Below are 13,350 nucleotides of genomic sequence, written 5' to 3'. Positions count from 1 at the left end.
AAAGATTCACTATAGGATGAATGAAGATCGACGGTGATGGAGGCGAGCGATGACGAGTGAGACCCAGCAGGCGGGTGTGCTCGCGGGGCTCCGCGTCGCCGACTTCTCCCGCGTCCTCGCCGGCCCGTACGCGACCATGACCCTCGCCGACTTCGGCGCCGACGTCATCAAGATCGAATCGCCGGCCGGCGACGACACCCGGCACTGGAAGCCGCCCGTCGACGCCGCCGGCAATGCCACCTACTTCGGCAGCGTGAACCGCAACAAGCGCTCGGTGGCACTCGACCTGACGAGCGAGGCCGGCCTCGCCGAGGCGCGCCGGCTCGCGGCGAGCGCCGACGTCGTCATCGAGAACTTCCGCCCCGGCGTGATGGCCCGCTTCGGCCTCGCCTACGACGACGTCCGGGCCATGAACCCCCGCGCGGTCTACTGCTCCATCACGGGCTTCGGCACCGGCGAGGGAGCCGCGCTCGCCGGCTACGACCTGCTCGTGCAGGCCGTCGGCGGGCTCATGTCGATCACCGGCGAGCCCGAGGGCGAACCGGCGAAGGCGGGCGTCGCGCTCGTCGACGTGCTCTGCGGGCAGAACGCGGTCGCCGGCATCCTGCTCGCCCTCCGCGAGCGCGAGCGCACCGGACGCGGCCAGCTCGTCGAGGTGAACCTGCTGCAGAGCCTCCTCGCCGCGCTCACGAACCAGGCGGCGTCCACGCTCGTGACGGGTCGCGCGCCGCGCCGGCTCGGCAACCAGCACCCGTCGATCGCGCCCTACGCGGTGTTCCCCGCCGCCGACCGCGACCTCGTCATCGCCGTCGGCAACGACAAGCAGTTCCGGGCGCTCACGGCCGAGCTCGGCATCCCCGGTCTCGCCGACGACGAGCGCTATGCGACGAACGAGGCGCGCGTCGCCCACCGCGACCACCTGCGCGCCGAGCTCGAGGCCGCCCTCGCCGCCGCGCCCGCGGCCGCGTGGGTCGCCCGCTTCGCCGTGTGCGGCGTGCCCGCCGGTCTCGTGAACGACGTCGCCGAGGCGATCGCCTTCGCCGAGTCCCTCGGGCTGGAGCCCGTCGCCGAGATCGCGCAGAGCCGCACCGTCGCGAACCCCATCGGGCTCTCCGAGTCCGCCCCCGCCTACCGCACCCCGCCGCCCGCGCTCGACCAGCACGCGGGCGCCGACTGGAACGACGCCTCGACCGGCCAAGGAAAGGAACCCCGATGACCACCGCACCCCGCATCGACCAGGTGTTCGACTTCGACGAGCTGCTGAGCGAGGAGGAGCGCGGCTGGCAGCAGCGGGCCCGCGCCTTCGCGCAGGACCGCATCCTGCCGATCATCGAGGACGACTTCGAGCAGAAGCACTTCCGCGCGGAGCTCATCCCCGAGCTCGGCGCCGCGGGCTTCCTCGGCATGCACCTGAGCGGCTACGGCTGCGCGGGCGCCGGCGCGGTGAGCTACGGCCTCGTCTGCCTCGAGCTCGAGGCGGCCGACTCGGGCTGGCGCACCTTCGTCTCCGTGCAGGGCTCGCTCGCGATGAGCGCCATCCACAAGTACGGCTCCGAGGAGCAGAAGCAGCGGTGGCTGCCGGGCATGGCGAAGGGCGAGCTCCTCGGCTGCTTCGCGCTCACCGAGCCGCAGGGCGGCAGCGACCCCGCCGCGATGACGACCGTCGCCCGCCGCGAAGGCGACAGCTGGGTGCTCGACGGCGCCAAGCGCTGGATCGGCCTCGCCTCGCTCGCCGACGTCGCCGTGGTCTGGGCCCGGGTCGAGGACGACTCGCTCCCCTCGACGGGCTCGGGGAACCAGGGCGCCAAGGCGGTGCGCGGCTTCCTCGTGCCGACGACGACGGCCGGCTTCACCGCGACCCCGATCGACGGCAAGCTCTCGATGCGGGCGAGCGTGCAGTGCGACATCGAGCTCGACGGCGTGCGGCTCCCCGCCGACGCGATCCTGCCGGGCGCCGAGGGGCTCTCCGGTCCGTTCGGCTGCCTGAACGAGGCGCGCTACGGCATCGTCTGGGGCGCGATGGGCGCCGCCCGCTCCTGCCTCGAGGTCGCCCTCGACCGTTCCATCACCCGCGAGGTGTTCGGCAAGCCGATCGGCGCGAACCAGCTCACCCAGGCGAAGCTCGCCGACATGCTGCTCGAGGTCGAGAAGGGCATGCTGCTCGCCCTGCACCTCGGCCGCCGCAAGGAGGCCGGCCGGCTCACCCCCGCGCAGATCTCCGTCGGCAAGCTGAACAGCGTGCGCGAGGCGCTCGCCATCGCCCACGAGGCGCGCACCATCCTCGGCGGCGACGGCATCACCAACGCCTTCCCCGTGATGCGGCACGCGGCGAACCTCGAGTCCGTGCGCACCTACGAGGGCACCGACGAGATCCACCAGCTCATCCTCGGCCGGGCGCTGACCGGCCTGAACGCGTTCTGAACGGCGGCGGAAGCATGACGACCGTCGACGACGCCGTCCGCGCGGCGGCCGCGAGCGGGCTCGAACGCAGCGACCGCGCCGAGCGGGCCGGCTGGCTCCGCGCGATCGCCGACGCGCTCGAGGCGCACCGCGCCGAACTCGTCGAGCTCGCCAACCGCGAGACCCACCTCTCGGAGACCCGGCTCGACGGCGAGGTCACCCGCACCGCGACGCAGCTGCGCTTCTTCGCGGGGGTCGTCGAGGAGGGCTCCTACCTCGAGGCGACGCTCGACCGCCCCGACGCCTCGCTGCTCCCGCCGCGCCCCGATCTGCGGCGGATCCTGCGACCGCTCGGGGTCGTCGCGGTGTTCGCCGCGTCGAACTTCCCCTTCGCCTTCTCGGTGCTCGGCAACGACACCGCCTCGGCGCTCGCCGCCGGCGACCCGGTGGTCGTGAAGGCGCACCCGGGGCATCCCGAGCTGTCCCGCCGCACCGCGGCGATCGCCCGCGCTGCGCTCGCGGGGGCCGGTGGTCCGGCCGACGCGCTCGTGCTCGTCGAGGGGATGGATGCCGGCATCGAGCTCGTGCGGCATCCGCTCGTGCGCGCGGTCGGCTTCACCGGCTCGACCCGCGGCGGTCGCGCGCTGTTCGACCTCGCCGCCGCGCGCCCCGAGCCGATCCCGTTCTACGGCGAGCTCGGCTCGATCAACCCGGTCGTCGTGACGCCGGCCGCCGCGGCGGAGGACGCGGCCGGGCTCGCGGCCGGGCTCGCCGGCTCCTTCACCCGCGACGGCGGCCAGTACTGCACGAAGCCCGGGCTCGTGTTCGTGCCCCGCGGCACCGGCTTCGAGGACGCGCTCGCGGCCGCCGCCGCCGAGGCGCCGGGCCAGCGACTGCTCACCGAGGGCATGACGCGCGCCTTCACCGAGGGCGCGAGCGGCATCGCCGCCCGCGGCGACGTCGAGCTGCTCGTCGACGGCGGTGCCGCGCCGGAGCCCGGGGTGTCCCGGCCCACGGTCGTCGCCACCGACATCGCCGCCTTCCTCGCCGACCCGGCCGCGTTCCAGGAGGAGCACTTCGGCCCCCTCACGCTGCTCGTCCGCTACGACGACCCCGCGCCGGGCGCCGAGCTCGACCGGGCGCTCGCGGCGCTCGAGGGCAGCCTCACCGGCACCGTGCGGCACGCGGCATCCGACGACGACGAGCTCGTCGCGCGGGCGAGCGCCGCGCTCGCCCGCATCGCCGGCCGTGTGCTGTACAACGGCTGGCCGACGGGCGTCGCGATCGCCTGGGCCCAGCACCACGGCGGCGGATGGCCCGCCTCGACCGCCTCCGTGCACACCTCGGTCGGGGCGAGCGCGATCCGGCGCTTCCTCACGCCGGTGGCCTATCAGGATGCCCCGCAGCAGGTGCTCCCGGTCGAGCTCCGCGACGGAAATCCGGCGGGGGTGCCGCGCCGCGTGGACGGGGTGCTCGAGGCGTAGCCGCACCGGGCGGGAATGCAACGGGGCGTCACGCGGTTTCTGGAAGGCGGCGCCCTGTGCTGGACTACCGGGTGTCTCACCAGCGCTGCACCCCAGCCGTCCGAAACGGAGCACCACCCATGCCCAGCCCCCGCCGCCTCCGCGCCGCCATCGGCGCCGCCGCGTCCGTCGTCGCCGTGATCGCCCTCGCCGCCTGCTCGAGCGGCGGTGCCGGGTCGGCGTCCCAGAGCGACGCCGCCGGCAACGAGTACGGGCTGCTGAAGCCGGGCACGCTGACGGTCGCCACCGAGGGCACCTACCGGCCCTTCACGTTCCACGCGGACGGCTCGGGCGAGCTCGTCGGCTACGACGTCGAGGTCGCCGAGGCGGTCGCCGACGAGCTCGGGCTGAAGGTCGAGTTCCAGGAGACCCAGTGGGACGCGATCTTCGCAGGCCTCGAGGCGGGGCGCTTCGACGTCATCGCGAACCAGGTCTCGATCAACCCGGAGCGCGAGGAGAAGTACCTGCTCTCGACCCCGTACACGGTCTCGCCGAGCGTCGTGGTCGTGAAGGACGGCGACACCTCGATCACGAGCTTCGCGGACCTCGAGGGCAAGACCACCGCCCAGTCGCTCACGAGCAACTTCTACACCCTCGCCCAGGAGGCGGGCGCGAACGTGCAGTCCGTCGAGGGCTGGGCGCAGGCCGTCGCCCTGCTGGAGCAGGGCCGCGTCGACGCGACCGTGAACGACGAGCTGACCTACCTCGACTACGTGAAGGAGAACCCCGACGCGAAGCTCCAGGTCGCGGCCGAGACCGACCCGACCGAGAGCGCCTTCGCCTTCACCAAGCAGAAGACCGCGCTCGTGAAGGCGGTCGACGAGGCGCTCGCGAAGCTGCAGGCCGACGGCACGCTCGCGAAGATCGGCGAGAAGTACTTCGGCCAGGACGTCTCCCAGTAGTACCGTCCCACTATGGCCGACGGCTGGCAGCTCTTCCTCGATTCCTTCTGGCCGATCGTCTGGGGTGCGGTGAGCGGGACCATCCCGCTCGCGCTCGCCTCCTTCGCGATCGGACTCGTCCTCGCCCTGGGCGTCGCGCTCATGCGGCTCTCCCGGAACCGCGTGGTGTCGGGCATCGCCCGGGTGTACATCTCGATCATCCGGGGCACCCCGCTGCTCGTGCAGCTCTTCGTGATCTTCTACGGGCTGCCCGCGATCGGCGTCGTCATCGACCCGTGGCCGAGCGCGATCGCGGCGTTCTCGCTGAACGTCGGCGGCTACGCGGCGGAGATCATCCGGGCGGCGATCCTCTCGGTGCCGAAGGGGCAGTGGGAGGCCGGCTACACGGTCGGCATGTCCCACGCGAAGACGCTGCGGCGGATCATCCTGCCGCAGGCGGCCCGCGTCTCGGTGCCGCCGTTGTCGAACTCGTTCATCTCGCTCGTGAAGGACACCTCGCTCGCCTCGCTCATCCTCGTGACCGAGCTGTTCAAGGTGTCGCAGCAGATCGCGGCGTTCAGCCAGGAGTTCATGCTCCTGTATCTGGAGGCCGCACTCGTCTACTGGCTGATCTGCCTCGCCCTGTCGAGCGGGCAGAGCGCCCTGGAGCGGAGGCTCGATCGCTATGTCGCCCACTGACCCCGTGGCTGCCCGCCCGGGTGCCGCCGACCGCCCGCTACTGACCGCCGCCGGCCTCCGGAAGGCCTTCGGCCAGAACGAGGTGCTGCGGGGCATCGACTTCGAGGTTCGCCGCGGCGAGGTCGTCGTGCTCATCGGCCCGAGCGGCTCGGGCAAGACGACCGTGCTGCGCTCGCTGAACGGGCTCGAGACGCCGGACGCGGGCGTGCTCGACCTCGACGGCGGACCGGTGATCGACTTCGCCGCGCAGGCGCTCGGCCCCGCGAAGGCGGCCAAGCGCGAGCGGCTCGCGCTGCGCGACCGCTCGGCGATGGTGTTCCAGCACCACAACCTCTTCCCGCATCTCACCGTGCTGGAGAACGTCATCGAGGGCCCGGTGCAGGTGCAGCGGGTGCCGAAGGTGCGGGCGGTCGCGGAGGCGACGGCGCTGCTCGAGCGGGTCGGTCTCGCCGAGAAGCGCGACGCGTACCCGTTCGAGTTGTCCGGGGGGCAGCAGCAGCGGGTCGGCATCGTCCGCGCGCTCGCGCTGAAGCCGGACCTGCTGCTCTTCGACGAGCCGACGAGCGCCCTCGACCCCGAGCTCGTCGGCGAGGTGCTGCAGGTGATCGCCGAGCTCGCCCGCGAGGGCTGGACGATGGTGGTCGTGACGCACGAGCTCGCCTTCGCCCGGCAGGCGGCCGACGAGGTGCTCTTCCTCGACGGCGGCGTCGTGGTCGAGCGCGGCGCGCCGGCCGAGCTCTTCACGGCGCCGCGCGAGGAGCGCACGCGGCGCTTCCTCGACCGCATCCTGCGCCCCCTCGACTGAGCGGCGCGGGCGCCGGCGGTAGCGTTGAGGGATGACTCCGCGCACCGACGGCCTCGCGTCGCCGGCCTGGGCGCGGGCGTTCACGAGGGCCAGGCGCCTCGCCACCGGTGGGCAGCGGCGCGCGCTCGGCTGGTTCCGGCTCGGCATCGCCGCGCTCGAGGTGGTCGCCCTCATCGGCAACTTCGTCTACGTGCTCGGCTTCCGTGCCTTCGCCACCGCGAACTTCTTCAGCTACTTCACCGTGCAGTCGGCGTTCGCGGCGGTCGCGACCCTCGTGCTCGCGGGCGGCTACGCGCTCCTCGCGCCGCGCGACCCGCGCTGGCTCGGCACGCTCCGCACGATCGTGACGGTGTACGTCGTGATCTCGGGCATCGTCTTCGCGCTCATCGTCGCGAACGCCTCGACGCGCGACTACCGCATCGAGGTGCCCTGGTCGGACACGCTGCTGCACTTCGTCGTCCCGGCGCTCGCGCTCGTCGCCTGGACGGTGGACGCCGTGCTCGCGGTGAACCCGCCGGTGTCGTGGTCGACCATCGCCTGGGTGCTCGCCTACCCGTCGCTGTGGCTCGGCTACACGCTGGTGCGCGGTGCGGATGTCGGGTGGTACCCGTACTTCTTCCTCGACGAGACGCAGGTCGGCGGTCCCGTCGGCGTCGCGGTCTACTGCGCGATCGTGCTCGTGATCTTCGTGGCCGTGACGGCGGGGCTCGTCGCGATCAACCGCGGGCTGTGGCGTAGGGCGCGAGATCGGCGAGCACGGCGTTCTGGAACGTCTGATCGTCGAGCCGGTCGAGCAGTCGCGCTTGCGACGCCGCGATGACGCCGACGAGCACGGGGTCGCCGCCGAGGTCGATCCATCCCGCGACGTGCGACGGGGTCTCGACCGTGAGCAGCTGCGGCACGGTCGCCTGCGCGTCGGCGGTCGTCTCGCCCTCGGCGGGGGTGGCGGTGCGCCAGAACGCCTCCTCGAATCGGAGCCAGACGAGATCCACGGCCCCCGTGCGGAGCGCGGCGATCGCCTCCTGATGCGCGGCGGGCAGTGCCGGCTCGAAGGCGAAGGCGTCGGACTGCAGCACCCCGAGGGGCACGGCGATGATCGCCCGGTCGGCCGCGACGGACTCGCCGGAGTCGAGGCGCAGGCCCACCCGCCGCTCGGTGATCGTCACCCGGGTCACCGCGCTGCCCGCGGCGACGTCGATGCCGTCGGCGAGACGGTCGGTGACGTCGGCGAGTCGACCGGTGACGAGCCGGCGCGGGGCGCCGACGAGCCCGGCGAAGTCGGTGCGTGCGGAGACGAGCGTCGCCCCGGCCCCGGTCAGCGGCTCGACGCCGGTGCGGACGGTGTGCTGCACCCAGGCGAGGTCCTCGGGCGTCAGCTCGCCCGCGCCGCTCGCGCGGAGCGCGTCGGCGAGGGAGCGGTCGTCGTCCTGCGCGAGGGCCCACTCATGTACGCGGGCGAGCGCGTCGGAGCCGGTGGATGGCACGTCGAGCACGGTGCCGTCGGCGCTCCGCGTCTCGACGGTGCCCGGGAACGGCTCCGTCGTGACCTCGCTCGCCGACAGCAGCGCGGTCAGCTCCTCGTCGTCGTCCACGAAGAGCGGGCCGAGTTCGACCTCGCGGCCGAACGCGGCATCCTGCACCGACTCGATCCGCCCGCCGATCCGGGTGCGCGCCTCGACGACGATGACCTCGAAGCCCTCGTCCTGCAGCACCCGGGCGGCGGCCAGCCCGGCGAGTCCGGCACCGACGACCGCGACCCGCTCGCCCGGGTCCGCGCGCTCGACGAGCGAGCGGGCGGCGAGCCGACCGGTCGAGAGCGCGCCCTGCAGGGTGCCGGGCGCGTCGGGGGAGCAGGCTTCGCCGGCGAACCAGACCCGGTCGGCGACCGGTTCGGCGAGGGTCTCGCGGAGCTCGGGTGTCGTGCCGACCGCCTGGAAGCCGAAGGCGCCGCGGGCGAAGGGGTCCGCCGCCCAGGTGGAGCGGCGCATCGCGCTCGGCAGCGGGATCCCGGCCGGGGCGCTCGGCGTCGGCGTGGGGGAGGCGCTCGGCGTCGGCGAGCCGCTCGGGGTGGGCTTCGGGCCCGTGGTGCAGCTCGCGAGCGCGAGCGAGGCGGCACCCGCGAGCCCGGCGGCCAGGAGCGCCCGGCGGCTCATGCCGCCACCGTCAGCCCGCTCCCGCATGCTTCTCAGGCTAGCCGGAAACGCGTGATCGCCCGCGTCCATCCGGACGCGGGCGATCATCGGGCGAGTGCGGACCGGCTCAGGCCGTGTACCCGTCGGCCACCGTCAAGGCCTCGTCGATGACGTCGAGGCCGCGGACGAGCTCGTCCTCGGTGATGACGAGCGGCGGGGCGACGTGCGTGCGGTTGAAGTGCACGAACGGCGAGACGCCGTTCTGCTTGCACGCCGCGGCGAACGCGCCCATCGGCGCGGCGTCGGCGCCCGAGGCGTTGAACGGCACGAGCGGCTCGCGGGTCTCGCGGTTCTTCACGAGCTCGATCGCCCAGAAGAGGCCGAGGCCGCGGACGTCGCCGACCGAGGGGTGCTTCGCCTGCAGCTCGGCGAGCCGCGGGGCGACGACGCGCTCGCCCAGGTCGCGGACGCGCTCCAGGATGCCGTCGCGCTCGAACACCTCGAACGTCGCCACGCCGGCGGCGCAGGCGAGCGGGTGGCCGGAGTAGGTGAGTCCGCCGGGGAAGGCGACCGTGTCGAAGTGCGCCGCGATCCGCTGCGAGATGACGACGCCGCCGAGCGGCACGTAGCCCGAGTTCACGCCCTTCGCGAAGGTGATCAGATCGGGGGTCACGCCGAAGTGGTTCACCGCGAACCACTCGCCGATGCGGCCGAAGCCGACCATGACCTCGTCGGCGATGTAGACGATGCCGTAGCGGTCGGCGAGCTCGCGGACGCCCTGCAGGTAGCCGGGCGGCGGCACGAGTACGCCGTTCGTGCCGACGACGGTCTCGAGGATGATCGCGGCGATCGTCGAGGCGCCCTCGAGCACGATGACCTGCTCGAGGTGGGCGAGGGCGCGCGCCGTCTCCTCCTCGGGGCTCGTCGAGCCCCAGGCGGAGCGGTACTCGTAGGGGCCGAAGAAGTGCGCGACGCTGCCGTCGCTCGGCTCGTTCGCCCAGCGCCGCGGGTCGCCCGTGAGCGAGATCGCGGTGGCGGTCGAACCGTGGTAGCTGCGGTACATCGAGAGCACCTTGCGGCGGCCGGTGACCTGGCGGGCCATCCGCACCGCGTACTCGTTGGCGTCGGCGCCGCCGTTCGTGAAGAACACCTTGTCGAGGTCGCCGGGGGCGACCTCCGCGATGCGGCGGGCGAGCTCGCCGCGCACGTCGGAGGCCATCGACGGCTGGATCGTCGCGAGCCGGCCCGCCTGCTGCTGGATCGCGGCGACGAGGTCGGGGTGCTGGTGGCCGAGGTTCAGGTTCACGAGCTGGCTCGAGAAGTCGAGGTAGGCGTTGCCCTGGTAGTCCCAGAACGTCGAGCCCTCGCCCGCAGCGACGGGCAGCGGGTCGATGAGCGCCTGCGCGCTCCACGAGTGGAAGACGTGCGCGCGGTCGTCGGCCCGCACCTGCGCGTCGCCGGCGGCGTCGGGCAGCGCGTGGGACGCGCCGTGGCGGTCGGTGTAGCTGGCGGTGGCGGTCAGCGTGTCGGTCATGATTCTCCTTGCCGGTTCAGCGAGGCCTGCGCAGTGCGCCGGGTCAGTGGTTCTGCGGGAAGCCGAGGTTGATGCCGCCGTGCTGCGCCGGGTCGAGCCACCGGCTCGTGATGGCCTTCTCGCGGGTGAAGAAGTCGAAGCCGTGCGCGCCGTACGCCTTCGCGTCGCCGAACAGCGACTGCTTCCAGCCGCCGAAGGAGTGGTAGGCGACCGGCACGGGGATCGGCACGTTGATGCCGATCATGCCGACCTGGACCTCGTTCTGGAAGCGGCGGGCGGCGCCGCCGTCGTTCGTGAAGATCGCGGTGCCGTTGCCGAACTGGCCCGAGTTGATGAGCTCCAGGCCCTCGTCGTAGCTCTCGACGCGGACGACCGAGAGCACCGGGCCGAAGATCTCCTCGGTGTAGGCGCGCGAGGTGGTGGGCACCTTGTCGAGCAGGGTCGGGCCGAAGAAGAAGCCGTCCTCGTGGCCCTCGACGGTGAAGCCGCGACCGTCGACGACGATCTCGGCGCCGTCGGCCTCGGCGATGTCGACGTAGGAGGAGACCTTGTCGCGGTGCACGGCCGTGATGAGCGGGCCCATGTCGGGCTCACTGAGCTTGCCGTCACCGGCGTCGGTGCCCGCGCCGTTGCCGATCTTCAGCTTCGCGATGCGCTCGGTGATCTTCGCGATCAGCTCGTCGGCGACGGGCTCGACGGCGAGCACGACCGAGATGGCCATGCAGCGCTCGCCCGCCGCGCCGTAGCCGGCGTTGATGGCCTGGTCGGCGACGAGGTCGAGGTCGGCGTCGGGGAGCACCAGCATGTGGTTCTTCGCCCCGCCCAGGGCCTGCACGCGCTTGCCGTGCTTGGAGGCGGTCTCGTAGATGTACTGCGCGATCGGCGTCGAGCCGACGAAGGAGATCGACTGCACGAGCGGCGAGGTGAGCAGGCCGTCGACGGCGAGCTTGTCGCCCTGGAGCACGGTGAAGACCCCGTCGGGCAGACCGGCCTCCTTCCACAGCTCGGCGAGCCAGAGGGCGGCGCTCGGGTCCTTCTCGCTCGGCTTCAGGACGACCGCGTTGCCGGCGGCGATCGCGATGGGGAAGAACCACATCGGCACCATGGCCGGGAAGTTGAACGGGCTGATGATGCCGACGACGCCGAGCGGCTGCTTGATCGAGTAGACGTCGATGCCGGTCGAGGCGCTCTCCGAGAAGGCGCCCTTGATGAGCGAGGGGAAGCCGGTCGCGAGCTCGACGACCTCCTGGCCGCGGAGGATTTCGCCCATCGCGTCGGAGAGCACCTTGCCGTGCTCGGCGGTGATGATCGCGGCGAGTTCGCCGCGGCGGGCGTTCAGCAGCTCGCGGAAGGCGAACAGCACGGTCTGGCGCTTGGCGATCGAGTAGCCGCTCCAGATCTCGAAGCCGGCCTGCGCGGAGGCGATGGCGGCGTCGATCTCGGCCTGGTCGGCGAGGGCGACCTCGGCCTGCACGGCGCCGGTGGCCGGGTTGAAGACGGGGGCGGTGCGGCCCGAGGTCGAGGCGCGGTGGCCGCCGTCGACCCAGTGGCCGATGACCGGCACCTGGGCCGTCGAGCTCGTGGCGGATGCGGTCTCGGTCGTGCTCATTGCGTCTCCTTCTGCGGGGTGGAACCGGCCGGGCCGGACAGAATGCCCGGAGCTCGGCTAAGCTTGTGATTCCCAGTGTTGCAGAGCCGAAGTGAGTGAAGCGGTGGCAGATCGTCGCGAAGATGAGTCGATCCGAACGGAACGTCCGGGCCCGGTCGCCGAGGGCGCGGGGCTGCCGACGGTGCGCGAGATCCTCGCCCTTCCCGCGCTCGCCGAGGGCGTGCCGGAGGTGCTCGTCGGCGGTGACGCGCTCGACGCGCGGGTGCGCTGGGCGCACGTCTCCGACAGCGCCGGCGTGGCCCGCCTCCTCGACGGCGGCGAGCTGCTGCTCACGACCGGCTCCGGCTGGCCGACCGAGCCCGAGGAGCTGGTCGCGTTCATCGGCGGCCTCGTCGATGCGGGGCTCGCGGGGCTCGTGCTCGAGCTCGGCGTGCACTACCGCTACGTGCCCGCGGTGGTGGCCGAGGCGGCGGGGCGTCGCGGGCTCGCCCTCGTCGCGCTGCACCGCGAGGTGAAGTTCGTCGCGCTCACCGAGGCCGTGCACGGCCGCATCATCTCCGCCCAGACGGCGGCGCTCGTCGCCCGCGACGAGGTGCGCGAACGGTTCACCGGGCTCGCGCTGCGCGGCTCGCCAGCGGACTTCATCGTCCGCCAGCTCGCCGCGACGCTCGGCTCGGGCGTCGTGCTCGAGAACCTCGCCCACGAGGTCGTGAGCGCCGAGGTGCCGCCGAGCGAGGAGGAGTCGCTGCTCCGGCAGTGGGAGGCGCGGTCGCGCCGCGCCCACCGGGGCGATGCGGACGGCTGGCTCATCGTGCCCGTCGAGGCGCGCGGCCTGCGCTGGGGGCACCTGGTGGCGCTCGCCGGCCCGGAGCATCCGGCCGGCCGGAACGCGGTGCTGGAGCAGGGCGCGACGGCGCTCGCCTTCGGGCGGCTCGCTGACTCGGGCGGTGACGAGTGGGCGCGGATCGGCCGGCAGCGGCTCGTCGACGCGCTGCTCGACGGGCGCTTCGCGGCGCTGCCGAATGCGGCGGCGCGACTCGAGGCGGCCGGGCTCCCCATCGCGCACGGGGTGCAGTTCGGGGTGGTCGCGTCGGGCGCGGAGGTCTCGGGCGAGCTGGCGGATGCCGCGGCCCGCGCCCTCGGCGGCCGCGCGCTCGCCGGGGTGCTCGCGGAGGGGCAGCCGCCCGCGGCCGTGCTGCTCGTCTCGCTGCCCGAGGCGACGCGCTTCGCGGTCGACGAGGCGGGGGTGCTCGCCTTCGCCCGCTCGCTCGTCGAGGAGCCGGCCGCGAGGGAGCGGCTCGTGCTCTCGGTCGGGCAGGCCGCCCACGGCCTCGCCGAGCTGCTGGCCTCGGTGCAGCAGGCGCGGGACCTCGCGCGGGTGCCGGTGCCGCGGGGCACTCGAGGCCCGGTGGTGCGGCGCGCCGACGATCGCCCGCTGGTGCGGCTCGTCACCTCCTTGCGCGACGATCACCGGCTGCAGGAGCACGGGGAACGGATGCTGGCCCCGCTGATCGAGTACGACCTGGCCCGCGGGGGCGACCTGCTCGACGTGCTCGCTGCGATGCTCGCCCATCCGGGCAACCGCACGGCGGCGGCGTCGGCCTCACACCTCTCCCGCTCGGTGTTCTACCAGCGCATCGCCCTCATCGCGGAGCTGCTCGACGCGGACCTCGACGACGGCGAGACGCTCACGGCGCTGCATCTCGCGCTGCTCGTCCGGCGGAGCGGGAGTCGCTGAGCCGGCCGTCGAGGCATCCGTTTACTTGC

11 protein-coding genes are annotated in these 13,350 nt (G+C 73.2%); 8 read left to right on the top strand and 3 right to left on the bottom strand.

Features of this window, described 5'->3' with window-relative positions; translation table 11 throughout:
- Window positions 1-49 precede the first annotated feature (49 nt).
- The 7 genes from M3147_RS15680 to M3147_RS15650 all read left to right on the top strand — a co-directional run bounded on the left by M3147_RS15680 (window position 50) and on the right by M3147_RS15650 (window position 7,128).
- Window positions 50-1,216: a CaiB/BaiF CoA transferase family protein gene (locus M3147_RS15680; RefSeq protein WP_251204350.1), complete on the top strand. Its 1,167-nt coding sequence runs from the start codon at window positions 50-52 to the stop codon at window positions 1,214-1,216.
- Window positions 1,213-2,421, top strand: coding sequence for an acyl-CoA dehydrogenase family protein (locus M3147_RS15675; protein ID WP_251204349.1), 1,209 nt, complete (start codon window positions 1,213-1,215; stop codon window positions 2,419-2,421). Before M3147_RS15680 ends, M3147_RS15675 begins: the two co-directional genes overlap by 4 nt.
- Window positions 2,422-2,435: 14 nt before the next feature.
- Window positions 2,436-3,884, top strand: a complete 1,449-nt coding sequence (locus tag M3147_RS15670) for an aldehyde dehydrogenase (NADP(+)) (RefSeq protein WP_251204348.1) — start codon at window positions 2,436-2,438, stop codon at window positions 3,882-3,884.
- 119 nt (window positions 3,885-4,003) lie between these two features.
- Window positions 4,004-4,825, top strand: a complete 822-nt coding sequence (locus tag M3147_RS15665; protein WP_251204347.1) for an amino acid ABC transporter substrate-binding protein — start codon at window positions 4,004-4,006, stop codon at window positions 4,823-4,825.
- 12 nt (window positions 4,826-4,837) lie between these two features.
- A complete protein-coding gene (locus M3147_RS15660) occupies window positions 4,838-5,503 on the top strand; it encodes an amino acid ABC transporter permease (RefSeq protein WP_251204346.1) in 666 nt (221 codons plus the stop codon).
- Window positions 5,490-6,308 carry an amino acid ABC transporter ATP-binding protein gene (locus M3147_RS15655; protein WP_251204345.1) on the top strand — a complete coding sequence of 273 codons (819 nt, stop codon included), beginning with the start codon at window positions 5,490-5,492 and terminating at the stop codon, window positions 6,306-6,308. Before M3147_RS15660 ends, M3147_RS15655 begins: the two co-directional genes overlap by 14 nt.
- Window positions 6,309-6,339: 31 nt before the next feature.
- Window positions 6,340-7,128: a Pr6Pr family membrane protein gene (locus M3147_RS15650; RefSeq protein ID WP_251204344.1), complete on the top strand. Its 789-nt coding sequence runs from the start codon at window positions 6,340-6,342 to the stop codon at window positions 7,126-7,128.
- On the opposite strand, the gene M3147_RS15645 is transcribed toward M3147_RS15650, so the two are convergent.
- From M3147_RS15645 to M3147_RS15635, 3 genes are all read right to left on the bottom strand, one after another.
- The gene (locus M3147_RS15645) at window positions 7,025-8,488 is read right to left on the bottom strand and encodes a flavin monoamine oxidase family protein (protein WP_251204343.1); all 1,464 of its coding nucleotides are present in this window, start codon (window positions 8,486-8,488) and stop codon (window positions 7,025-7,027) included. The genes M3147_RS15650 and M3147_RS15645 overlap by 104 nt on opposite strands.
- Before the next feature lie 79 nt (window positions 8,489-8,567).
- Window positions 8,568-9,974 (bottom strand): aspartate aminotransferase family protein, encoded by a 1,407-nt coding sequence (locus M3147_RS15640; RefSeq protein ID WP_251204342.1) that lies wholly within the window; start codon window positions 9,972-9,974, stop codon window positions 8,568-8,570.
- A gap of 43 nt (window positions 9,975-10,017) precedes the next feature.
- Window positions 10,018-11,583, bottom strand: a complete 1,566-nt coding sequence (locus M3147_RS15635) for a CoA-acylating methylmalonate-semialdehyde dehydrogenase (protein ID WP_251204341.1) — start codon at window positions 11,581-11,583, stop codon at window positions 10,018-10,020.
- Window positions 11,584-11,686: 103 nt separating this feature from the next.
- Between M3147_RS15635 and M3147_RS15630 the strand changes: the two genes are divergently transcribed.
- On the top strand, window positions 11,687-13,321 hold the full coding sequence (locus M3147_RS15630; RefSeq protein ID WP_251204340.1) for a PucR family transcriptional regulator: 1,635 nt from the start codon (window positions 11,687-11,689) through the stop codon (window positions 13,319-13,321).
- Window positions 13,322-13,350: the final 29 nt, after the last annotated feature.

Origin of the sequence: Agromyces mediolanus (genome assembly GCF_023715325.1) — a bacterium.
Classification (GTDB): Bacteria; Actinomycetota; Actinomycetes; order Actinomycetales; family Microbacteriaceae; genus Agromyces; species Agromyces mediolanus_A.
This window is presented reverse-complemented; position numbering and strand designations above follow the sequence as displayed.